Raw genomic sequence first — 25,636 nt, 5'->3', positions numbered from 1 at the left:
CATCAAGTGGACATTTTTTTACTGTGCCTAACTGAAACAAAAAAAACAAGGGAGCGTAAAGCAAAATGCAAATAAAACTCGAAGGATTAACTAAAGTATTCTCAGATTTAAAATCGAAAAAAGAAACACGTGCTGTTTCTGATTTAGATATTGTTATACCATCTGGGAAATTAGTTGGTCTCTTAGGACCATCAGGATGTGGAAAATCTACAACACTCTACATGATTTCAGGTCTATTATATCCAACAGAAGGAAGAATCTTCTTTGGTGATGAAGATGTAACAGAATTATCACCAGAAAAAAGAGGTATTGGTTTAGTTTTCCAAAACTATGCTCTATATCCTCATATGACTGTTCGTAAGAACATTTTATTTCCTTTAGAAAACATGAATGTTCGTAAGAACGCGATTGAAAAAGCCTATAGAGAAGCGCATTTAATCGAGACACCTAAAGAAGCTCAATTATATTACTCATATCTTGAGAAATCTGAATCTTTAAAAAACAAGTTCAGACGTAGTGAATCTGAGGCAAAAGCACAATTTAAGAGTGCTGAACTTGCATTAGATAAAGAATTTTTAGACCAAAAGAATGCAAAACATGAAGATTTACCAAGCCTAAAGGGTAAATTAAAAGAACAAAAAGCTCAACTCAAACTTGAGTTAAATGAAAAGATTAAAGGATTTGACCAAGCTTATATTGAAGAATTAGGCAAAATCACACCTCCAAATCTAAAAGAACTCAAAACAAAAATTGAATACACTTATCTTTCAATTGAAAAAGAAGCTTTACAAAAATTACAAAAAATCAAAGCAGATTTAAAAGCAATGAATTTTGATCCAGTAGCATATGATGCTGCACTACAACTTGAAATCGAAAAACATATGCCTAAATCAGTTGCATTAGTTGTTGCTGCAAAAGCAGTTAACTACCGTAAACAAATGAATGATGATGCTGTTGAAATGGCTAAACTTGTTGGTATTGAAGATCAACTAGACAAAACTCCAGCACAACTTTCAGGTGGACAACAACAACGTGTTGCAATTGCACGTGCACTTGTTAAGAAACCTCGTGTTTTATTACTGGATGAACCACTTTCAAACTTAGATGCAAGACTTCGTTTACAAACACGTGAAGAAATCAAGCGTATTCAAAAAGAAACTGGTATTACAACAGTGTTTGTTACGCATGACCAAGAAGAAGCAATGTCTATTTCAGATGAAATTATTTTAATGAACTTTGGTGAGGAACAACAAAAAGGTGTACCTCAAGAAGTTTATGACCAACCTGCAAACTTATTTAGTGCGAAATTCTTAGGTACGCCACCAATTAACCTATATAAAGCTAAAGTTAAAGATCAAAAAGTATCCATTGATGGAACTGTTGTATTTGAATCCAACAAACTTGATAAGAAATTAGAAGGTGAAGTTGTTCTAGGTGTGCGTCCTGAAGGTTATGAATTAAATGAAAATGGTAAATTAACCGTAGAATCCTTATTTATTGAAACCATTGGACGTGATTTATCTTTAGTATCTGCACATAAAGATGCAATTTCTCAATCTATGAGAATTATCATTAACAATGACAATTTAAACATTTCTGGTAAGAAACATGTTAAGTTCAACTTAAAAGCTAATAAAACTTTCGTCTTTGATCAAGAAAGCGGTAGGAGATTGGCATAATGTTAGAAAATAAAAATGATAGAAAAGCATGGTTATATATTGCCTTACCATTATTCTTATTAGTGGTATTTACGTTTTATCCACTCGTAAAAACAGTATTAATCTCATTCTTTTCTGGCTACAACTCAATATCCGATAACTTTGGTGGATATTTTGACCTTGCAGCCTATCAATCTTTATTTAGTGACCAATATTACATTGGTGCACTTGGCAACACAATGTTATTGGTATTTATTTCAGTACCAGTGTCTACTGTGCTTGCATTATTGATTGCTGTTGGGCTAAATTCCATTAAGCCACTTCAAAAATTATTCCAAACAATATTCTTCTTGCCATATGTTACAAACACTTTGGCAATTGGTATGGTCTTTTCAGTCATGTTTTCTCACCCACTGACACAAGGTGTTGTGGCAGAAGGTTTAATCAATACATTGTTTGAAACAAGTATTGACTGGGTTGGTATCACTGCAACTTATGAAAACTGGATGTTTGTGGTATTGATTTATACGATTTGGAGTGCATTACCATTTAAGATTTTAGTCTTCATTGGTGGACTTCAAAACATTTCTAAACAATACTACGATGCAGCTAAAATTGATTCAACACCACCAAGAAGAGTATTAACACGCATTACAATTCCTTTATTATCTCCACTGATTAGTTATATTTTAATTACATCATTTATCGGAGCATTTAAAGCTTATGAATCTGTATTAGCGGTCGTTGGAACAGGTAGCAGATTAGAACCAGATCGTTGGACTGCTGTTGCGTATGTATATGATAAGATTAACCAATTTGGATTAGACGGTAACGGAATCTCTTATTATTCAAGAGGTGCTGCAGGTGCTGTCATCTTATTCTTAATCATATTAGTATTCACTGTCATTAACCTTTATGTCAGTAAGAAACGTGTTCATTACTAGGAGGCCAATATGACAACAAATTTAAATTTAAAAGTTAATTATAGAGAAAACCAAAAACTGAGAGCCCAAAAAACGGCTACATTCTTTGGTAAATTCGGAATCTACTTATTCTTAGTCATTATGGCATTGATCGTGATCATTCCGTTTTACTGGATGTTAAACGTATCTTTCCAAAGTACAGATGAAGTCTTAAACTCTTTAAATGTGAGTTTATTCCCTAAAGTATTTTCACCAAGAAACTATATTAACGTATTCTTTTATACATCAAGTTCAACCAGCATCAACTTTCCTAGATATTTACTAAATACTGGTATTGTTGCAATATTCTCAACTGTGGGTGGAACAATATTTTCAATCCTTGTAGCATTCGCACTTGCAAGATTAAACTTTAAAGGTAAAGAACTTATCTTTACCATCTTACTTGCAACGATGATGATTCCAGGTGAGATGATGGTTATCTCAAACTTCGTAACAGTTGCAAGACTTGGATGGGTTGATGATCCAGGAACTGGCTCTTACCTAGCAATGATTGTTCCATTTATGGTTTCAATATTCCATATTTATTTATTAAGACAAACATTCAAACAAATTCCTAATGAATTATATTATGCAGCGAAAGTGGATGGATGCGGAGACTTTAAATATTTATACAAAGTGATGATGCCAATGGCAAAATCATCCATCGTAACAATCGTTATCTTAAAACTTATGGGAACTTGGAATGCCTATATATGGCCAAACCTAGTTGCTCATGAAGAATATCGTTTAGTAACCACTTGGTTAAGAGGATCCTTCATTGACCAAGCAGAATCTGGTGTAGGCCGTCCATTATTAAACTATCAAATGGCTGCAACAGTGATGGTTACAGTTCCATTATTACTACTCTTTATATTCTTTAGAAAATATATTATGAGTGGTGTATCTAGATCGGGAGTTAAGGGTTAATAGCCAAAGACTTAAAAAATTTTTTGAAGGAGAAAGACATGAAAAAAATATTTATTAGTTTATTTATGCTAACATTCATCTTTACATTAGCTGCATGTTCTGATGGTACACGTGGTCAGACAGGCGGCGGTAAACTTGTTGAATGGTATGAGTTAGCAGCTGATGCACAGTTTGACACAGAAACACCTGTGACAATTGAATTCTGGCACAGAATGGGAGGAGCTAACCAAGCAATCGTCCAACAATGGATTCAAGAATTCAAATTAATTTATCCAAATATTACGGTAAATGAAAGTAAAGCAGCCGATGATTATGTAGCCTTATCCAATAAGATTGCATTATCCATTCCTGCAGGCACAACACCGGATATTTCTGAAAGTTATCCTGACCATATCGCAAGATATGCAACAGCAAACACACCACTTGCTTTAAATAACTTTATTAGCCATCCAACACTTGGATTTAGCCAAGCTGAATTAGATGATTTCTTACCATCATTATGGGCAGAAGGTGCATCTTATGATACTGAAGGAACCATTCTTTCATTACCATTTACAAAATCAAGTGAAGGTTTCTTCTATAACAAGACTTATTTTGAAACTCATGGATATGATGTTCCAGAAACTTGGGATGAAGTGTTTGCAATCGCTGCAGATATCAAATTAAGAGAACCAGATGCAATTCCATTTGGTTATGACTCTGAAGATAATTTATTTATCACAGGTTCTAAACAATGGAATGCTCCTTATACAGGATATAATGCAGAAACTGGTCGCGGTGAAGTTCAATTCAACAATGCAGATTCTAAAACAATGGTTAAATACTTCAAAGATAAAGTAGATAAGGGTTTAATGTTAACTCGTGAATTAAACGGACAAGCATATACATCCGATATCTTCAAGACTGGTGAAAGACTTTATATGTATGTGGGTTCAACTGGTGGTACACGTTATGCTTATAACCAAGAAGCATTTGATAAAGGTGTACGTGTTGGGGTTGCTCCACTTCCAAGTAAAAATGCTGGTGAACGTGCTCAAATCCAACAAGGTCCAAACATTAACCTTTATAGAAAAGACAGCGAACAACGTATGATCGCTGCATGGTTATTTGCTAAATACATGATTTCCCCTGAAAAAACAGCAGAATTTGCGATTCCTTCAGGATATGCTCCAATTCGTTACTCAGCCTATGAAACAACCATTTGGAATAACTATGTTTCAGGCATTAGTGCGAATCCAACCAATATGCAACAAGCGCAAGATAAACTTGTTAAAGAAGCTATCGATATGTTTAGAAACAACGGAGAAATCTTCTTCACATCTGCAGTCTTTGGACAAAGTTCTAAATCCAGAACTGAAGTAGGTGCTTTAATTGTTAAGATTTTCGCATTTGATGCGGCAAATGAAGCTGCACTCGATGCGTTTATAGATTCTGAATATCAAAAGAGTTACAACTTTATCACTAACTAATTATTCATGTTGATTAATAAAAAAATTCTTAGAAGGAGAAATTACATGAAAAAAGTTTTAAGCGTATTAACGGGATTACTTTTAGCACTAGTGCTTGTCGCATGTGGGCCTGAAGTACAACCAGTTGATGGTTCAGTTGCAAAATTAGAAACAGCATATCAAAGTATGTCTGTATTAATTGCTGACCCATCTAATATTACTGCAAACTTTGTTGTTCCAACAAAATTAGCAGGAGGCGTAACAGCAGCATGGTCATCTGATGAACCTGGTGTTGTTGCATTTGGTGCACCAGCTGCAGATCAAAGTACTGCAACTGTTAACCGTCCAGCTAAAGGACAAGGTGATGCAACAGTTAAAATTACTGCAACTTTATCTTTAAAATCTGAATTATCTGATGAAATTCTTACAAGAGAATGGAATCTAAATATTACAGTTAAAGAAAATACAGTTGAAGAAATTACAATTGAAACAATTGCAGACATTTTAGCAATTACGGATGCATCTTATGATGGTGGTACATATCAAGTTGAAATACCAAATGTTACTGTCTTTGCAAGAGGCGATGTATTCTTTGCTTATGATGGAACTGGTATTATCCAATTATTCCAAAGCCAAACTGAATTTGAAGTTGGTAAGGTATATGATATTACAGGTAGTTTAGAATGGTACTTCGGTATTTGGGAATTAGTTAAATCTACAGGTGTTGAAAAAACAACTGCAACTCCTCAATATCCAACAAAAGAAGTTGTTACAAGTATTGATGCTAAAATTAATAGTTTAGTAACAAATGGTGAACATCTATACGCTAACGTGGCTGATGGAAACTTTGAACCAGTTTATGCAACAATTACTGGTAAAGTTTACATGATCCCTGGCGATAATGGTAACTATAATACTTATATTATTGACTCATCTAAATCAGAATTAACATTAGGTACATCAACAGTACCTGCAAGCGGATTAATGGTTTATTACAACACGCGTGATTTCCAATACATTCGTTCATTCAATGGATTTGAAGTAACAATGGATGTTGTTATCTATACTTATAGATCCAATAACTTAGCATATGCTATCTACTATGTAGGCGGACCTACTGGTATCGTTGCTACATTAAATGATCAACAAAAAGTTGATTTAGCTAAAACTGCATTAGTATTAGCTCCTGAAGTATATGAAGAAGGTAAGACTTTAAACTTAGTTTCTAAGGGATTAAACGATGTTAACGTTTCATGGGCATTTAAAGATGCGAATGATCCAAATAACGCATTAGTTAACCTTACAACTGGTGCTGTTACATTACCTGCATCAGGTCCTCGTCAAGATGTTGTCTTAGTTGCAACCATCACAAGTGGCGCTGTAACAGATACAAAAGAAATCACAGTTAAAGTAGGGGAAATTCCTCTATCAACAATCGCAGAAGTAAACGCTGCAACCAGCAACACACTTAAATTTAGAGTGTCTGGTACTGTATTAGGTTATAACGGTCACAGACAAATCTCTATCGCTGATGCAACAGGTGCTGTAACACTTTATATGCCATCCGTTGATGCTGCTGCAGAGTTAAGATTACTTGTTGGTAAACAAGTTCAAGTGATCGGGTTAAGAGCAGTATTTAATGGATTAATCCAATTAACAAACCCAGTTGTCTTAGACCTTGAAGCAGATGGTGTTGTTCCTGCTGCTATTGACTTAAGAACTGTAGAATTATGGGATGCTGCATCCTTACTTCCTTACCAAGCTGGTAAAGTATCTGTAACAAACCTTAAAGTTACTGCAGTTGGTACAAACGACTTCGGTAACGTTGATTTAACATTAGAAGATGAAGTTACATTAAAAACAATTAAATTCTTCTGGGATTCAAGACAACCACTTGTTGGTTCATCTGATTTCATTAAAGGATTAGCTGTTGGTGATTATGTTTCATTTGAAAATGCATTATTAACATGGAGATCTAATAATCCAGTTCTTGCTATTGACGATGCAGCTCAAGCTGTAGAAGGTGAATCACCAGTCTTAACAGATGCTGAAGAATTAGCTCTAGATAAAGCTTCATTAGATGTTGCTACAACAGTTACAGCATCTCTTGAATTACCATTAACATTAGCAAACGGTACAACAGTCGTTTGGACATCCTCATTACCTGAAGTTTTAGGTAATGATGGTGTTTACGGCGAACCAACTGTAGATACTGAAGTCACATTAACTGCTACATTAACTAACGGTGAAGAAACAGACACTAAAGTATTTGTATTAAACGTTAAAGCATTTGGCGCAGTTGAAACTGTAGCTTACACATTTGACTTTGGTACAGCTCCAAAAACAGGTTATAGTGCTGGCGACTTAGTATTCTCAAATGTTAATGAAGATCCATTTACATTAGCTAAAGATAGAGTACAAATCAATACATCAACATTTGCCCCTTGGACAGATAATGGTGCATTCTTAGTACTTGCTCCAATTTCTACATTTAAGTTATCCTATGTAGTATTTGACTTCACTGGTGCTCAATACACTGGTGCTACAAAAGTTGAATTTAGTTTTGCTGCATGGAATCAAAATAACTTTGATGCAACTGTTGCACTTGCTGGTTCATCTGTAAGAATGGAAAAACTTGAGGGTGAAAACTGGGTTACTGTTGGTGATAACGTATTTAGTCAATTAACTAAAGACGCTTTAACTACAGTATCTATTAACATCACTGGTGCTGGAACTTATAGACTTGTCTATGAAGCTCCTGCTGCTGCATCTACAAGCAACACTGCTTATGCAATTGGTGTAGATGACCTTAAAGTTTACGTTTTATAATATCAATTAATTTGATAAAATGAAGAAGGAATGCCTTAAACAAGCATCCCTTTTTTTATTTTTTATCAAACCACATTCAACTTAAAAAAAACATATTTCAAGTCTTTTAAGTGAATTTGTTCATAATTGCAGAACCTATAAGCATAAAAACCTTCCTTCATTTGATTAAAACATATATTTTGGGTTATAATAATTAAGCACATATTTGTTTAGTTAAGGAGCCTTATGAAAAAGAACTGGCCACTCGTTATACTCTATATTGCTTTTATAGGGTTTGCAGCATCTTTAGTTGCAACATATACAGAAGCGGAGCGCGTTATAACCTTTTTAAGAGAAGTTGAATATGAAGTACAAGACGACCCATATAAACTCTTAAATGCAACCGTAGTTGCAAATAACAGATTGGATAAAAAGTTTGCAATTATACAAATTGAACCTTTATTTGAAGAAGTTTATACAGCAGAGGATCACGCATTAAAAGTTTCTATATTTACACTCATAGAATATCATCCGAATCAAACCAATAATGCATTAGCAATTCTAATTGATGATTTAAGAATTGATGATGAGAACCTATTTAAAGATGAAGATCAATATAGTGTCATTGAGGCAGACATCATCTTTAATGCACCTGTAAAGATTGGCGCAACAGAAAAAGTAACATTTACAGAAACATTTATTACACTTTATAATGATGAATCTAAATTAATGTTAATGAATTATGACAGATTAGAAACAGATGAAGTTATATTTAAATATATTCAATTTAAATATAAGAGATTTGATGATTTAAGAGAAAACCTACTCATTTTAAATAATGAGGAAGTCAGTACCCAACAAGGTGATAAGTTCAGTGAAACATACAATAGAAATATTGAAACCTTATCAAAAGAAAACATCGATTTAATATCCAAAGGTATTTTAGATAACTATCAAAATAATAATGCATATTATGCAGATGACTCCTATATAGCAAAACTCGATAGTTACTATTATATATATATTAAAAATATGGGGATATTCATTGGATTGGTTGCAATTGCAACATACTTTATATTCTTCCATAAGTATGTGTATGAATCCTATAAACTAAGAAAAGAAACAAAACGAAAAGAACACTTAGAAAAAGTATCTGAAGCAAAAACAAAAATGAAGAAAGATGATAAGGAGTCCTTATGAAAAAAGTATTAGTTTTAGCAATTACAATACTGATTGCAGGCCTAATTGTTGCATGTCAAACAGTAACAGATTCACCCGTTGTTATATCCAAAATCTATACATCATCAGATCAAGAAAACAACGTCATTGAACTATATAATCCAAGTGATGCATCTGTGGATTTAAGTACACATACAATTCGCTTTTACACAAACGGTTCAAGAGAGGTTTCTCAAAGCATTTCTTTAACTGGGACGATTGATGCCAATGCATATTATGTCATTGGTAGTAAAGACCACGATAACGCCTCTGTAAAGGCATTATTTGACTATGTATATGAGACAGGTCCACTACCTTATAATGGTAATGATGCAATGGAATTAGCAGTATCCAATAATGCCGTTGATTTAGTTGGAGATATTGGACTAGATTTTATGTATTCTTATAACGTCACACTTATTCGTTTAGGTGAAAAAGATAGCTATGAAAATACACAAACATATAATGCATTTAATTTTATCGCATATCTTCCAGATCAATATCAATACTTAAAAAATGATACACATGAAATCAAAACATTAGAACAACTTTATAGTGGTCCAAGACTTGAGTCCAGATACTTAGAAGAACTACCTTATGTAAGTACAACCAACTCAACAACAGGTGGTGGTGGTGCAGTTGAAACAACTGTACAAAGTGTTGCTGATGGTGATACAGCATTCTTTAGATCACAAGGTGGATTTGCAGGTGGATCTGTTCGATACTTCTATTTAAATACACCTGAAGTTAATGGTTCAAATGTTTCTGCTGAACCTTGGGGATATGTTGCAAGTAAATATAACAAGCAATACTTACTAAACGAAGAAGCAGGTAAAGTGATTCATGTTCAATCTATTCCTGGTTATTCACTGACTGAAGGTTATGGAAGAAACTTAGGTTTAGTTTGGGTGAATGGTCATTTATCACAATTCATGATTGTTGCAGAAGGATTATCTGAAGATGTATCCTTAACGTACCAAGAATATGATTTATTATTATCATACAAAAACGTACCTTATTTAACATTTATGAGATTTGCTGAAAACAGAGCAAAAGTGAATGGTTGGGCAACGAAGGGGTATCCTTCCAATCCAAATGGTGAAAAATCACCAGACTGGAATTATTCTGCAAATGGTGGCGTTGGTGCACTTGCAACAACAACTCCAAACTGGGAACCAAAACTTCCAATTCCTTGGAAGTAATAATTTAGACGCAAATCCTACGATTTTGATAAAAAACCATCTAAACTATCTATTTATAGATAGATAAAGGTGGTTTTTATTTCAATAATAGTAACGCTTTTTATAGAAAGAAACCATAATTTGTGTTATACTATACTACTCTATTGAGATTGGAGTTTATATGGTAGAAAATATATTAGAATTAATAGAAGGACATGAGACAATCATTATCCACAGGCATAAGCAACCAGACTTAGATGCATACGGTTCACAGTTAGGTTTTAGAGAAATTTTAAAAGAAAATTTCCCGGATAAAAAAGTTTATGTTGTAGGCGATCAAAATAGATATCCATTTGATGCAACTATGGATATGATAGAGGATAAAGACTATTTAAATGCTTTGGTTTTTATTTTAGATACAGCAGAAAAAACATTAGTTTCCGATGAGCGTTACAAACAAGCACATAAACTTGTTGTTATTGACCACCATTTAAACGACACCAATACAAATCCCGATATATTTATTTCTTGGAATCAATATATTTCATGTAGCGAAATCATTGTGGATCTTGCTTTAAAATGGGGATTGAAGTTGAACCAAAAGGCTGCAAATCATCTTTATGCAGGCATTATTGGTGATAGTGGAAGATTCCAATATGTCACAAACCGAAATGCGAAACATGTTTTTGATATGACTGCAGAATTGATGAAATATGATGTAGATATTTTAACCATCTATGATTTTTTATATTTAGAAACATTAGAAAAACGCAGAATTAAACAAATGTTTGCAGATTTTAAATTAACAAAAGAATTTGTCGCATACAGAATGAATGATTTAGATATCATCAAAAAGTCAGGACTTGATTTTGCAAGTGTTTCACGAGGTACAATCAATTTAATGGCTGGTATCGAAGAGGTTTATATATGGGCTAACTTCACTGAAAAAGAAAATGGTGAAATTATTGGTGAATTTAGAAGTAGACAAGTATCCATTGTGGATATAGCAAAACGCTTTGGTGGTGGTGGACATGCTCAAGCATGTGGAGCAACACTTAAGAGTTTTGATCAAGCACATGAAGTTATTGAGGCGTTTAATGAAAGGATGAAAGAATTTTATGCTAAGAAAAATATATAATAAAATTAAAAAATACCAAAGAATTATTATCTTTGGTCACGTAAGACCGGATGGGGACTGTTATGGTGCTCAGTTTGGTTTAAAGAATATGATTCAAAATGCTTTTCCTGAAAAAGAAGTATTTGTTACAGGAGAAATTAGTGAGTATGTCTCATTTGTAGGTAGACCCGATATTGTTGTTGGTGTTGATGAATACCCGGATACATTTTACCAAGAGGCACTATCTATTGTTGTAGATACGGCAAACACAAAACGTATTTCAAATCAAAAATATAGTTTAGGTAAAGAATTAATCAAAATTGATCATCACATTCCAGTCGATGACTTTGGAGATTTGATGTGGGTCGATACATCATTCCCTTCATGTGCGCAAATGATGGCTTACATGTCTACAAAGATTAAATCATTTGAAATCACAAAACCTGGTGCTGTTGCAATGTACACAGGGATACTTACAGATACAGGTAGATTTAAATATCGTGGGGTATCAGAATTAACGCACCAAATGGCAGGATTATTATTAACTAAAGGTGCGGATGTAGAAGAAATTGACCGTTCTCTTTCTAATGAAACACTCGATATGATTCGTTTTAAAGGTTTTGTTTACCAAAACTTTATAACAACCGATAAAGGATTTATTTATTTAAAGATCACAGATGCAATTAGAAACCAGTTTAACTTATCTTACGAAGAAGCAAGTAGTGTTGTTAATATGTTAGGTGGTATCGAAGGATATCAAGTATGGGCAATATTTATTGAAGATGGCGATGTAGTACGTATTCGTTTACGTTCAAATGGTCCAGATATTGATAAAGTTGCAAATCAATTTGGTGGCGGGGGTCACGCCAAGGCGAGTGGTGCAGTATTAAATCATTGGGACGAATTACCACAATTTATAGAAACTGTACACCAAGTGTTATAATATTTAAGGGGGATTTATAAGATGCATACATTATTTCAAATGCCAGATGGCTATGATATGATTCAATCATTTCTTACTTGGGAACAATGGTTATACATGATTTTAATACCTGGGTTTGTCGTTGTGATTGTTAAATTTTTCATTGGAATGGAACGACAAAACGTTGGTAAAGCTGCAGGTATATCTGCACATATTTTAGTAGGATTATCTGCATTAATGATTTCTTTTGTACAAAGAGCAAGTTATTTAAGTGAAGTAGCTAATGGTATTGGAGACCCTGAAGGTCAAAGAATTATTGCACAAGTTGTAACAGGTATTGGGTTTATTGGGGCTGGTGTTATTATGAAAGACTCCAGAAACATCATACACGGTATTACAACAGCTGCAACCATTTGGTTTAGTGCGCTTCTAGGTATTGTTCTGGGTATGGGATATTTATATGAAGGTACACTCTTTGGTGTATTTGTCGTATTATTTATATTCTTAAGAGACTTAAAACGTGGCGTCAACCCATTTAAACCTACCGATGATGAGAAGTTTGAAAAGTTACATATAGATAAAAAATAGAAGTTAGGTGTCCTATGCAATTTGATACAATTGCTGCAATCGCAACACCACTTGGTACAGCCGGAATCTCAGTTATTCGTGTATCAGGTGATGAGGCAATTTCAAAAGTTAATTCCATATTTAAAGGTAAAAACTTAAACCATGTTCAAAGTCATACCATTCATTATGGACATATCTTAAATAAAGATTTGTCCATTTTAGATGAAGTCATGGTCTCTGTTTTTATTGCACCTAGATCATTTACTAAAGAAAATGTTGTTGAAATATCTACACATGGTGGCATATTAATTACACAACTTGTATTAGAACGTATATTAGAAACAGGTATTAAACTTGCTGAACCTGGTGAGTTTTCTAAACGTGCATTTTTAAATGGACGTATTGATTTGGTTCAAGCAGAAGCAATCATGGATATCATTCATGCAACTAATGAGAATGCGATTAAAGTTGCTAATAAAGCACTCCATAAAGAAACCAGTGCTTTAATAGATTCACTTAAATCAAAAGTATTGACGATGATTGCTCAAATTGAGGTGAATATTGATTATCCTGAATATGACGATGCAATCGTTATGAGTCATGAAATCATTTATCCTAGAGTGGTCGATTTACTTGAAGAAATTAATCATATTCTCATACACTCAAAGAAAACTCAATTAATTAGAGATGGCGTTAAAACAGTTATTATTGGTCGACCTAATGTCGGTAAATCTAGTTTGTTAAATGCACTTTTAAACGAAGAAAGAGCCATTGTTTCAGACATAGAAGGTACAACAAGAGATACCATTGATGCATATATTAATCTACAAGGTGTAACACTACATTTAGTAGATACAGCAGGTATTAGAACCTCAAATGATTTTATTGAAAGTATTGGAATCGATAGAAGTAAAAAAGCGATTAAAGATGCAGAACTTATTTTACTCGTCTTAGATACTTCAGTTGAACTTACACCTGAGGATTTAGAATTATTAGAACTCACTCAACATAAAACAAGAATTATTATAGGTAATAAAAGCGACTTACCTAGAAAATTAAAGATCCAACAAGCAATCGATATATCTGTCTTAAAAAAAGAAGGTATAGAGACTTTAGAAAAAGAAATCTTAAAAACACTTAAACTCGATAACCTTTTAGATAAAGACTTTAACTACTTATCGAACATGAGACACATCCAAAAACTAAAAGAGGCTAAAAATGCCCTAGAAAGCGTTATAGACGCCATCGCTAAAGAGATGCCTGTGGATTTATATTTGATTGATTTAACCAGAGCATGGAATACTTTAGGTGAAATTTTAGGTAACCACCAATATGGTGATTTACTGACAGAATTATTTACAAAGTTCTGTCTTGGAAAATAGAAATAAATCTCATTATATATGATATAATGATGTAACAAAATGCCAAAGGGGGTAACAATTTATGAGTTATGTTGCACTATATAGAACATACAGACCGAAACGTTTTTCGGATGTTTATGGACAAAAAGTGATTGTACAAACCTTACAAAACGCACTCCTTCATGAGAAATTTGCACATGCATATATTTTCTCAGGTCCTAGAGGAACAGGTAAAACCTCTATAGCAAAAATTGTTGCTAAAGCATTAAACTGTAGAACATATCCAACCAGTGAACCTTGTGGCGTTTGTGATATTTGTCAAGGTATTGATAAAAACGATGTTTCAGATGTCATTGAAATTGATGCTGCATCCAATAATGGTGTCGATGAGATTAGAGACTTAAGAGATAAGGTTAAATATGCACCTTCTGTAGGTAAATATAAAGTCTATATTATCGATGAAGTCCATATGCTGACGCAACAAGCATTTAATGCATTATTAAAAACACTCGAAGAACCACCTAAGTATGTTGTCTTCATTTTAGCAACAACTGAACCACATAAAGTACCAGCAACCATTCTTTCTAGATGTCAACGATTTGATTTCAAAAATATTGAAGAAAAAGATATTGAAGATAACTTAAGAAAAATTGTTTTAGAAGAAGGCTTATCTATTGATGAGGACGCTTTAAAAGCAATCGCAATCACATCTGAAGGTGGGATGAGAGATGCACTCAGTTTACTAGATCAAGTTGTATCATTTACAAACGAAAAAATTACTGAAGAAGATGTTTATCAAGTATCAGGTGGATTATCGAGAAGATTTATTAATGATTTGATTAAATTAATCTTCCAAAGACAACCTCAAAAAGTACTAGAATTTATGAATCAAATCATAAGTGATGGAAAAGATATATCACGTATGGTCTCAGATATTATTCTGGCACTAAGAGATGTTTTATTAGATAAGATTAGAACCAATATTAAATATCCGGATTTAAAACTTATACCAACACCTTTAGTTTATGCATACTTAGATATTTTAAATGGTTTACAACAAGAACTTAAATTTACAACATCCAAACGTGCATACTTAGAGTTAGCACTCATTAAAATGATCAATCATGAATCTGTATTGATGGTTGATTTTGAACAAAAATTAACACAACTAGAATCTCATATTCAAAAGCTTGAAGAAAAGATTAGTATTCAAGTTAAAGAACAGATTAAACAATCCAAAATAGAACGTCAAGAAAATAAAGCACTCGATTTAAAACCACTTGTTACAGTTAGTGATGTTGAAAACATCTTAAACAACGGTAATAGAGAAAAAAGAGCACTCCTTAAAAAAGGGTGGGATCAATTAGCAAACTATGATGATCCAAGTTTAAGAGGTATTGCAAGTTTATTATATGAAGGTTCACTTGAGGCATGTAGCCAAGATACCATGTTACTTGTCTATGATGATCTTTTCTCAGCAGAAACAATGCTTAGAAAAGATACTAAAGAAAAGGTATTACAAATACTGAATCAAAAAACAGAGTTGGTTAAAGATTATGTTGCTATTATCAAACCAGACTGGCTCATTTTAAAATCAGATTATGCAAATCAATATAACTCAGGTACATCTAAACCTAAACTGAAACCTATTGATTTACATTTATATGAAAAGTTAGTAGAAGAAAAAAATGTAGTTCTAGAAAAAGATCCACTTGTGGATTTTGCAGAAACATATTTTGGAAAAGAAATCGTGAAAGTAGAGGAATAATATATGAATCCAGCAATGATTAATAAGATTAAAAAATTACAAAAGCAAATGGAAGAGGCACAAGAAGCGTTACAATCTCGTGAATTTATTGGTAAAGCATCTGGTGTTGAAGTCATTATGCAAGGTACACGCCAAGTGATTGATGTTAAAATCAATCCAGAACTTTTAGATGAAGTTGAATTACTACAAGATGCAGTATTACTTGCAGTAAATGATGCACTTCATCAAATTGATAAAGAACAAGAGTCAACCATGGGTCAATTTACTGGCGGCATGGGCGGATTTGGTTTCTAATGTATCCTAAGATTATTCTTGATCTCATCCTGGATTTAAAAAAACTTCCAGGTATTGGTGAAAAAAGTGCCGAACGCCTGGCACTTTATTTAACACAATTAGAACAAGATGAACTCGAGCTATTTGGCAGTCACTTAAAAGACTTAAAAACATCGATTAAGTACTGTAAAACATGTGGTTTATTAACAGATGATGAAACATGTGATATTTGTAAAAATCACAATCGAAGTGATGAAACCATTATGGTTTTATCCGATTCTAAAGATGTGTTTGCTATTGAAAAAACACAAACCTTTTTTGGAAAATATCATGTTTTAAATGGTTTAATCGACTTTTCTAGAGGAATTGAACCTAAAGATTTAAACATTGATGCATTAGCAATAAGAATTAAAGACACTAAAGAAATCATTATAGCAACCAACTCTACTGTTGAAGGTGAACTCACCGCACAGTATATTAAAACACTATTATCCCGTGAAGGATTAACCATCTCAAGATTGGGTTATGGACTTCCAGTAGGTGCAGATTTGAAATATGCGGACCAATTAACGCTCATAAAAGCTGTTGAAAACCGTCAAAAGTATTAAAATCTATTTTAATTTCAAAAAGTTGTTGCATTATTTGTAACTTTAATATACAATATAGACGGTTTTTAGGAGGGTGTAAAAATGGCTAGCGAAAAAATAAATGAATTGTCTTTGTTAGACATCATCGAAAATATTCTTAAAGAAAACAAAGAGCCAATCTCCATTTATGACTTAATTGAAAAAGCAGCTACATTAAAGGGTTTAGATACTCAAGATGTAGATCAAATGACTCAATTATACATAGATATTACAATGTCAGGCAAATTTGTCTTTGTAGGGGATGATAAGTGGGCATTAAAAGATGGACACTTAGAATTTTGGGATAAGGATGGATATGCATTTATTCAACCTGAAGAAGTTGAAGAAATTGATGAGGATGAAATTGACTTCTCTGAGTTCAATTTAGCTGATGTTGAAGAAGTTGAAGAAGAACTTGAAGATGAAGATCTAGAAGATTTAGATGAAGAAATCAAGGAAGAAAAAGCATATGTTGATGTAGGTCTTGACCTTGAAACAACAGATGAAGATGAAGGTCTTGATGATATTGACTTAGATCTTGATGACGATTATGATGAAGACGATTATAACGACATCATGGATGACTACGAAGATATGTATGATGAATAAGAGGGTAAAACCTCTTTTTCTTTTTAGAAAATAAATAATTATGATTTTATAAGTTTATAGTTGAAACTATGTGCTTGCTTTGATACAATAAAGAAGGGCACACATAAAACCAAAGAAAGCGAAGTCTCCTATTTTTAGGAGACTTTTATATTTTTAAAGAAAAGGAGTACGTAATGACAAAGTTCATTTTTGTTACAGGTGGCGTTGTATCATCTTTAGGTAAAGGCATTAGTGCATCAGCAATCGGCCAATTATTAAAATCAAGAGGTTATAAGGTATTCATTCAAAAATTTGATCCTTATATTAATGTGGACCCTGGAACGATGAGTCCTTATCAACACGGAGAAGTGTTTGTTACAGATGATGGTGCTGAAACGGATCTTGATTTAGGACATTATGAGCGTTTTATTGATGTCAATCTTTCTAAAGAATCCTCTGTAACAACAGGTAAGATTTATCAATCTGTGTTACAAAAAGAAAGAAGAGGTGATTATTTAGGTGCAACTGTTCAAGTTATTCCACATATCACCGATGAAATTAAGTTAAAATTAAAAGAAGCCGCTAAAACATCTAAGGCTGATATTATTATTACTGAAATTGGTGGTACGGTAGGAGATATAGAATCTCTTCCTTATTTAGAAGCTATTCGTCAAGCAAGAAGAGATTTTGGATATCAAAATACACTTTACATCCATAATACATTAGTGCCTTTCTTAAAAGCCTCTAATGAAATTAAAACCAAGCCAACACAACACTCCGTTAAAGAATTAAGATCCTTAGGGATTCAACCGGATATGATTATTCTTCGTAGTGAGGTTAAGATTATTAAAGAAGTTAAAGAAAAGATTGCATTATTTTGTGATGTGGATAAAGAAGCCGTATTTGAGTCTTTAGATGTGGATGTAATCTATGAGATTATTCTAAATTTCAAACAACAAAAAATTGATGATTATGTTTTAAAACATTTTAATTTATCTAATGAAAATGAATCTAACATGCAACCATGGGAAGATTTAATTCATAAGATTAAAAACTTAAAACATAAAGTAACAATTGGTTTAGTTGGTAAATATGTTTCACTTCAAGATGCATACTTATCTGTTTCAGAATCTTTAAAACATGCAGGGTTTTATCATGATACGGAAGTTAAGATTAAATGGTTAAATGCTGAAAAGATTCATGCAGATAACGTTGCAGATGCACTTAAAAATTGTGATGGTATTTTAGTTCCTGGTGGTTTTGGGAAAAGAGCGACCGAAGGAAAAATACTATCTATAGAATATGCTAGAACCCACAACATTCCATTCTTTGGAATATGTTATGGTATGCAACTTGCAAGTATCGAATATGCAAGAAATGTGTTAGGGTATAAAGAGGCTGAAACAACAGAAATAGACCCTGAAACTAAAATGCCTTTAATAACGATACAAAAAGAAAACAATGATGATTTAGGTGGTACACTTAGACTTGGATTATTTAAATGTGATTTAAAAGAAGGTACACTTGCTAAACGTGCATATCAAAAAACATCTATCTATGAAAGACATCGTCATCGTTATGAATTTAATAACGCATATTTAGATCTTTTTAAAAGCTCTGATTTTGTTGTAAGTGGTATCAATCCGGAGAAAAACTTAGTAGAAATTATTGAGGTTAAAAATCACCCTTGGTTTGTTGCTGTACAGTTTCATCCAGAATTTTTATCAAGACCTTTAAGACCACACCCGTTATTTATAGATTTTATAGAAATGTCTCTAAAAAATACCAAAATTGAGCCAAAGATTACCTAAATGTTTGTAATAAAAGACAATTAGATATATAATATCTATTGGCTAAAACGATAAGGAGGATTCAAAAATGTTAGTTTCCGCAAAAGAAATGTTACAAAAGGCGAAAGCCGAAGGTTATGCTGTTGCACAAATCAACATCAATAACTTAGAATGGATTAAAGCAGTTTTAACAACTGTACAAGAATTAAAATCACCTGTAATTTTAGGGGTATCTGAAGGTGCTGCTAAATACATGGGTGGATATGAAAACGTTATGGCAATGGTATCTACATTAGATAAAGCTATGAAGATCACTGTTCCTGTTGCAGTTCATTTAGACCATGGTACATATGAAGGTGCATTCCGTGCTATTCGTGCTGGATTTACATCTGTTATGTTTGATGGTTCTCATTATCCATTTGAAGAAAATCTTCAAAAAACTAAAGAAGTTGTTGCAGTTGCACATGCAGTTGGCGTATCTGTAGAAGCTGAAGTAGGTTCTATTGGTGGAGAAGAAGACGGAGTTGTTGGATTAGGTGAAGTTGCTGATCCAGAAGAATGCCGTATTATTGCTGAAACTGGTGTAGATTTATTTGCAGCAGGTATTGGTAATATCCATGGTAAATATCCTGCAAACTGGCCAGGATTAAGATTTGATGTATTAAAAACTGTTAATGAAGTGACAGCAGGCGTTCCATTAGTATTACATGGTGGAACAGGTATTCCTGAAGATCAAATCAAAAAAGCAATCTCATTAGGTATTGCGAAAATCAATGTAAACACTGAATTACAATTAGCATTTGCTGATGCAACTCGTAAATACATTGAAGCAGGTAAAGACTTAGAAGCTAAAGGATTTGACCCAAGAAAACTTCTTGACCCAGGCTATAAAGCTATGAAAGAAGTTGTTAAAAATAAATTAACAATGTTTGGATCTGTCAACAAAGCTTAAATGATATCAAGAATTGAGGAATATCCATGCGTGATGAATTAATCTATAGCGAGTATGCAGGTTGGAAGTTAGAACACGATGATTTCATTTCAAACCTAAAAAAACTAGATTCACTACTTATTTTTAGATTTGAAAATGTATTAAATGTGATTGATCATTTATATGATAGACTCATTGATGATCCTAATTATTCTGATGACGACCATGTGAACTTTGTCTTTGGTTTTCAATATGTTCATCAACAAATTGAAGAGATAAAAGCAATCCTTAATAAGTATTATCAAAATGATTATTTAGCACTCAATTTAGATGCTAAAAAAATCAATTTACTTTTAAATACGATTGATTTCCAACACGAATTACTTGATTTAGATACCTATGATCAAGAAGCGATGGAGTTTTTCTTAAATTTTGAAGCAGAGTTACTCGATAAAATTGCTAAGAAAGAAGTTATCGATGATACGATGTATCAAAAGCTAGATTTAGAGTCTGCTAAGATATTTAAAAAACACAACCTAGAATATTATCCAATTGATAGTTTATATCTTGAGATTGCAGATGAGTTAGGTATATTATAAAAATAATTAAAGGTATGTTATGGCGATTGCTGTAACATACCTTTTTTTATAGAGTCTATAAATTGAAGTTAAAACTATGATTTTACACATAATCATGCAAAAACATTGTAGAGATATCTATGAACATGTTAAAATTCATTGAACAAACGTTCAAAGGAGGTCAATTCATGGATCAGTTTAAAGACAAAAAACCACAACGAGAACAACAAGCATTAGAAACTAGAAGTAAAATTATTCAAGCAGCTATCAAAAACTTTTCTAAATATGGCTTTCATGGAACGTCCATTCGTGATATTAATCAATCCATTGATACAGCACAAGGATTAATATATCATTATTTTCCAGGCGGTAAGGATGAACTGTTTAAAGTCATTAGTGAAGAATCCTTTGAGATGATTATTAAGGAAATGGAAGATAGAAAGAAAGGTTATTCGTCCATGCAACTTAATGATATTCTAGAAGACATTTTTAAACAAGTCACTGAAGTCATTGAAGCACACTTCAATGAACTTAAAATACTCATTTTTGAACTATGGAAGCATAAAGATTTAACAGATTGTGATATGCACGAAATCATCTTTGAATCCTTAGGTTGGTTTCCAAAACTATTGACAGAAAAAATTCATCAAGGCGAAATTGGTTCTATTGATATTGAATTAGAAAGTTATATGTTAAAAAGCATTTTAGTTAATCATTTTCTATCAAGAATGATTGATCATAAAATGGGATACTTAGACGATAAAAAAAACAGACAAAAAATATTTCAAAGACTCATCAACTCGTGGAAGGAGTAAAACAACATGCTAGAAATTAAAGATTTAAAGAAACATTATATTATCGGTGAACAAACATTTACCGCACTTAATAGTATCAATTTAAATTTTAGAAAACATGAGTTTGTTGCTATACTTGGACAATCCGGTTCAGGTAAAACAACATTACTTAATTTAATAGGTGGACTAGACCGATACACCAGTGGGGATATTATTATTGATAATGTCTCAACTAAAAATTATAAAGATAAAGACTGGGATGCATATCGTAACCATAGAATTGGATTTGTCTTTCAAAACTATAACCTGATTGCACATTTAGACGTATTATCGAATGTTGAGCTTGCTCAAACATTATCTGGTGTTTCTAAAGAAGAAAGAAAAAGACGTGCGATTGAAGTCTTAACACGTGTGGGATTAAAAGACCACATGAAGAAAAAACCGAATCAATTATCCGGTGGACAACAACAAAGAGTATCAATTGCTAGAGCATTAATTAATAATCCATCAATTATTCTTGCAGATGAACCAACAGGTGCACTTGATTCTGAAACATCTGTAGATATTATGAATTTATTAACTGAAATATCTGAAGATAAATTAATCATTATGGTTACACATAATGGAGAACTCGCTAAAAAATATGCAAATAGAATCGTTACATTAAAAGATGGTTTAGTCACAAGTGATTCCAATCCATTTGAAGTCAAACGTAAAGACCGATTAGAAAATACAGTAAGTAAGTCAAGTATGAGTTACTTAACTGCCTTAAGTTTATCATTTAAAAACATGTTAACTAAAAAGGTTAGAACGCTTATAACCGCATTAGCAGGCTCTATTGGTATTATTGGTGTTGCTTTAGTTATGTCACTCCAATACGGATTTACAGACTATTTAAATAACATGGAAAGAGGAACCTTCGCTGGTCTTCCATTACAGGTTAGCAGATCTTATATTGATATCAGTGATATTATGATGTCCAATCGTCAACAGTTAAACCCACTACCTCCAATTGAGGGTGGTGTCTTAGGATATGAACCTGAGGTATCTAGAGGTTTATCTACAAATGATATATCTGAAGAATATATTGAGTATTTAGAAACATCTGATTTAAATCAGTATGGGTCTATTGTTTATCAATATGGTTTTACTGGACAGTATTATTATATGGCAGGTGACACACTCTATACCAACCCAAGATCACAAGGCTCATTAGGGTCAAGTGGTAGAAGTTATGTCACTCAAAGTGCTTATGCATATGAGTTTGTTAACGACTTCTTTGATGTTGTTCATGGTACATATTATAATGTGGATGCACACGAAGCATTATTAGTTGTTAATAGAGAACATAAACTTCCAAAAGAAATTCTAACCTTCTTAGGACTTCCAACAGATCAAGTAGTACCATTTGAAGATATCGTTGGTAAAGAATTTAAAGTCTATACAAACAACGCATACTATACTTATAATGGAACACAGTATGTACCTAAAAATACAACCAACAATTTAGAAGATTTAAAAACGATTTATAATTCAAATTCAAGTGATGTCATTACAGTTAGAATTGCGGGTATTGTAAAAACAAATACGAACCTTGTACAAGTGAATGAATCTATTATTTACACACCATTAGTTGCAACCGATGTACTTGCTAAAAATAATGTTTCTGATGTAGTAGTTGCACAAAGAGCATCCGAAACATCCGTTATTCAAGGTGTTGTCTTTAATCCTTTAAAAGATAAAGAAGATGTGTTATATGAATTAGGTGGTATTGATCTTCCTAACACCATATTAATCTATCCAAATAGTTTTGATGATAAAGCAAATATTGTTGAAATTCTAGATGCCTATAATGAAGGTTTAGATGAAGATGATCAAATCAACTATACAGATAATGTTGCTGTTGCTGTAAGTATGATTAAAACAGTAATGGATTCCGTTTCTGCAGTATTGGTTGCATTTGCATCCATCTCATTATTTGTATCCTCAGTCATGATTGGTATAATTACTTATACAAGTGTATTAGAAAGAACCAAAGAAATTGGTGTATTAAGATCCATTGGTGCAAGAAAGAAAGATATATCTCGCGTATTTAATGCAGAAGCAATTCTCATTGGATTTGTTGCAGGACTCTTAGGTGTTATGATTACTTATGCAATAATCCCTGTTATTAATATATTTTTAGAAGAACCAACAGGTAATTCAAATATTGCGAATCTATTCTATCTACACGCCATTCTATTGGTTGTCATTTCAATCACATTAACATTCATTGCAGGTTTAATCCCTTCAAGAATTGCAGCTAAGAAAGACCCTGTTGTTGCACTTAGAAGTGAATAATCCATTCACTTTATATAGAAACTACAATTAAAATATTGTATAATAGATTTAACACGAAGAAAGAGCTCATTTTAAATGCTAGATGATTAGAGAGTCTGTGGTTGGTGAAAACAGAACATAAGCTTTAAAATTAATCCACTCTGGAGTGATGCTAATAACATCCGGGATTGTTTCCGTTATCAAACAGTAAAGCGCTATGTAATCATAGAATTAGGGTGGCACCACGGAAAAATTATTTCGTCCTTAGACTCATTTTTAGTCTAAGGACTTTTATTTATATAAGGAGGAAAACAAGATGTTGGATTTAAAATATGTAACAGAAAATATAGATTTAGTAGTTGAAAAACTTAACCAAAAAGGTGGGGACTTTTCATATCTTTACGAAATTCCTAAACTTCAAGAAGAAAGAAAATTAGTGATTCAAGAGGTTGAAGGCTTAAAAGCTAAACGTAATGAATTATCTAAGCTTATTGGACAATACAAAAGGGAACAAAAACCGATTGAGAATTTATTAAAAGAAGTTGAGGATGCAAAGGTTTTAATACCAAGTTTAGAAGAAAAACTATCTACACTTGAGTTTAGAATGTTTGAACTCTTATCCATCACACCCAATATTCCAAGCGATGATGTACCAGTTGGTAAAGATGAAACATTTAATATTGAGATCAAAAAATGGGGAACAATCCGTTCTTTTGATTTTGAGATTAAAGACCACGTGGCATTAGGTGAAGCACTAGGGATACTTGATTTTGAACGAGCAACTAAAATCACAGGACCTAGATTTGTTGTGGATAAAGGTTTAGGTGCAAGACTTGAAAGAAGTTTAATCCAATTTATGATGGATTTACATGCATTTGAGCATGGATATAAAGAAATTATTCCACCATATATTGTGAATGAAAAAAGTATGTTTGGTACAGGACAATTTCCTAAGTTTAAAGAAGATGCATTTAAATTAGAAGGATTTGATTGGTATTTAAACCCAACAGCTGAAGTACCAACGATTAATTTATATCGTGATGAAATCATCGATATGAATGAATTACCAATCAAATATGTAGCATATACAAGTGCATTTAGAAGTGAAGCGGGTTCTGCTGGTAGAGATACGAAAGGGATTTTAAGACAACATCAATTCAACAAAGTAGAATTGATTAAGTTTACAACGCCTGAGGATTCTAATGAAGAACATTTAAAAATGTTGTTAAATTCAGAAAAAGTATTACAACTCCTAAACATTCCTTACCGTGTGATCACGTTATCTACAGGAGATATGGGATTTGGTATGATTAAAACATATGATATAGAAGTATGGTTACCTGGACAAAATATGTACCGTGAAATTGGATCTATATCTAACGCAGGAGACTTTCAAGCAAGACGTGCAAACATTCGCTTTAAACGAAATAAAGAGGCTAGAACAGAGTTTGTACATACATTAAATGGATCTGGACTTGCAGTGGGTAGAACGATGATTGCGATTATGGAAAACTATCAAAATGCAGATGGAACAATTACCATTCCGGATGTATTAGTTCCATATATGAAAACAAACCTCATCAAGTAATTTATAAACAATCATGGTATTTATTACAAGAATTTACATTATTTACAGCAATGATTGAGTATTAAATTAAACCATTATATACTATAGATACTTCATTTTTCTCTCTCGAGTAGCCATCTAATTAAGCTTTCTTAGTTAGGTGGCTATTCTTTTATTTACTGTCAGTTTCAAATTATGTGATAAAATTAATATATCAAATAGGGTAAAGAGGA

General features: G+C 32.7%; 21 protein-coding genes and 1 other annotated feature. All 21 genes read left to right on the top strand.

All coding sequences use genetic code 11. The annotated features are described in order from the left end of the window. Positions 1 to 65: 65 nt before the first annotated feature. The 21 genes from B5X49_RS07160 (at position 66) to serS (ending at position 25,424) form a co-directional block, all read left to right on the top strand. Complete coding sequence (locus tag B5X49_RS07160) at positions 66 to 1,679, top strand: ABC transporter ATP-binding protein (protein WP_079560789.1); 1,614 nt, start codon at positions 66 to 68, stop codon at positions 1,677 to 1,679. Beyond that, positions 1,679 to 2,602, top strand: a complete 924-nt coding sequence (locus tag B5X49_RS07155; protein WP_045749939.1) for a carbohydrate ABC transporter permease — start codon at positions 1,679 to 1,681, stop codon at positions 2,600 to 2,602. Before B5X49_RS07160 ends, B5X49_RS07155 begins: the two co-directional genes overlap by 1 nt. A 9-nt stretch (positions 2,603 to 2,611) precedes the next feature. Further along, a complete protein-coding gene (locus tag B5X49_RS07150; protein WP_045749938.1) occupies positions 2,612 to 3,547 on the top strand; it encodes a carbohydrate ABC transporter permease in 936 nt (311 codons plus the stop codon). Between the two features lie 38 nt (positions 3,548 to 3,585). Next, a complete protein-coding gene (locus B5X49_RS07145; RefSeq protein WP_045749937.1) occupies positions 3,586 to 5,016 on the top strand; it encodes an extracellular solute-binding protein in 1,431 nt (476 codons plus the stop codon). A gap of 45 nt (positions 5,017 to 5,061) precedes the next feature. After that, complete coding sequence (locus tag B5X49_RS07140) at positions 5,062 to 7,824, top strand: immunoglobulin-like domain-containing protein (protein ID WP_045749936.1); 2,763 nt, start codon at positions 5,062 to 5,064, stop codon at positions 7,822 to 7,824. Positions 7,825 to 8,049: 225 nt separating this feature from the next. Then, positions 8,050 to 9,003 carry a hypothetical protein gene (locus B5X49_RS07135; RefSeq protein ID WP_045749935.1) on the top strand — a complete coding sequence of 318 codons (954 nt, stop codon included), beginning with the start codon at positions 8,050 to 8,052 and terminating at the stop codon, positions 9,001 to 9,003. Next, a complete protein-coding gene (locus tag B5X49_RS07130; RefSeq protein WP_045749934.1) occupies positions 9,000 to 10,223 on the top strand; it encodes a lamin tail domain-containing protein in 1,224 nt (407 codons plus the stop codon). Before B5X49_RS07135 ends, B5X49_RS07130 begins: the two co-directional genes overlap by 4 nt. Before the next feature lie 160 nt (positions 10,224 to 10,383). Then, the gene (locus B5X49_RS07125; RefSeq protein WP_045749933.1) at positions 10,384 to 11,340 is read left to right on the top strand and encodes a DHH family phosphoesterase; all 957 of its coding nucleotides are present in this window, start codon (positions 10,384 to 10,386) and stop codon (positions 11,338 to 11,340) included. Next, on the top strand, positions 11,321 to 12,262 hold the full coding sequence (locus tag B5X49_RS07120; protein ID WP_045749932.1) for a DHH family phosphoesterase: 942 nt from the start codon (positions 11,321 to 11,323) through the stop codon (positions 12,260 to 12,262). The genes B5X49_RS07125 and B5X49_RS07120 overlap by 20 nt, the downstream gene beginning before the upstream one ends. A gap of 21 nt (positions 12,263 to 12,283) precedes the next feature. Next, the gene (locus B5X49_RS07115; protein ID WP_052670140.1) at positions 12,284 to 12,829 is read left to right on the top strand and encodes an MgtC/SapB family protein; all 546 of its coding nucleotides are present in this window, start codon (positions 12,284 to 12,286) and stop codon (positions 12,827 to 12,829) included. A 14-nt stretch (positions 12,830 to 12,843) separates the two neighbouring features. Beyond that, entirely contained in the window at positions 12,844 to 14,190 is a 1,347-nt protein-coding gene (gene mnmE / locus B5X49_RS07110) for a tRNA uridine-5-carboxymethylaminomethyl(34) synthesis GTPase MnmE (RefSeq protein WP_045749931.1), read from the top strand. Between the two features lie 61 nt (positions 14,191 to 14,251). Then, positions 14,252 to 15,937 (top strand): DNA polymerase III subunit gamma/tau, encoded by a 1,686-nt coding sequence (dnaX, locus tag B5X49_RS07105; RefSeq protein WP_045749930.1) that lies wholly within the window; start codon positions 14,252 to 14,254, stop codon positions 15,935 to 15,937. Positions 15,938 to 15,940: 3 nt separating this feature from the next. Next, a complete protein-coding gene (locus tag B5X49_RS07100) occupies positions 15,941 to 16,231 on the top strand; it encodes a YbaB/EbfC family nucleoid-associated protein (RefSeq protein WP_045749929.1) in 291 nt (96 codons plus the stop codon). Further along, entirely contained in the window at positions 16,231 to 16,818 is a 588-nt protein-coding gene (gene recR / locus B5X49_RS07095; protein ID WP_045749928.1) for a recombination mediator RecR, read from the top strand. The genes B5X49_RS07100 and recR overlap by 1 nt, the downstream gene beginning before the upstream one ends. An 81-nt stretch (positions 16,819 to 16,899) precedes the next feature. Continuing rightward, positions 16,900 to 17,445, top strand: coding sequence for a DNA-directed RNA polymerase subunit delta (rpoE, locus tag B5X49_RS07090; protein ID WP_045749927.1), 546 nt, complete (start codon positions 16,900 to 16,902; stop codon positions 17,443 to 17,445). 173 nt (positions 17,446 to 17,618) lie between these two features. Continuing rightward, a complete protein-coding gene (gene pyrG / locus B5X49_RS07085) occupies positions 17,619 to 19,235 on the top strand; it encodes a CTP synthase (protein ID WP_045749926.1) in 1,617 nt (538 codons plus the stop codon). Positions 19,236 to 19,302: 67 nt separating this feature from the next. Continuing rightward, entirely contained in the window at positions 19,303 to 20,166 is an 864-nt protein-coding gene (gene fba / locus B5X49_RS07080) for a class II fructose-1,6-bisphosphate aldolase (RefSeq protein WP_045749925.1), read from the top strand. 26 nt (positions 20,167 to 20,192) lie between these two features. After that, on the top strand, positions 20,193 to 20,744 hold the full coding sequence (locus B5X49_RS07075; protein ID WP_045749924.1) for a hypothetical protein: 552 nt from the start codon (positions 20,193 to 20,195) through the stop codon (positions 20,742 to 20,744). A gap of 167 nt (positions 20,745 to 20,911) precedes the next feature. Further along, positions 20,912 to 21,538 carry a TetR/AcrR family transcriptional regulator gene (locus B5X49_RS07070; RefSeq protein WP_052670139.1) on the top strand — a complete coding sequence of 209 codons (627 nt, stop codon included), beginning with the start codon at positions 20,912 to 20,914 and terminating at the stop codon, positions 21,536 to 21,538. A gap of 6 nt (positions 21,539 to 21,544) precedes the next feature. Beyond that, positions 21,545 to 23,857, top strand: a complete 2,313-nt coding sequence (locus tag B5X49_RS07065; protein WP_045749923.1) for an ABC transporter ATP-binding protein/permease — start codon at positions 21,545 to 21,547, stop codon at positions 23,855 to 23,857. Between the two features lie 47 nt (positions 23,858 to 23,904). Next, positions 23,905 to 24,105: a binding site (T-box leader), on the top strand. A 47-nt stretch (positions 24,106 to 24,152) separates the two neighbouring features. Then, positions 24,153 to 25,424: a serine--tRNA ligase gene (gene serS / locus B5X49_RS07060; RefSeq protein WP_045749922.1), complete on the top strand. Its 1,272-nt coding sequence runs from the start codon at positions 24,153 to 24,155 to the stop codon at positions 25,422 to 25,424. The last annotated feature ends 212 nt before the right edge of the window (positions 25,425 to 25,636 follow it).

This window comes from Acholeplasma oculi, assembly GCF_900166985.1.
Taxonomy (GTDB): domain Bacteria; phylum Bacillota_I; class Bacilli_A; order Acholeplasmatales; family Acholeplasmataceae; genus Acholeplasma; species Acholeplasma oculi.
This window is presented reverse-complemented; position numbering and strand designations above follow the sequence as displayed.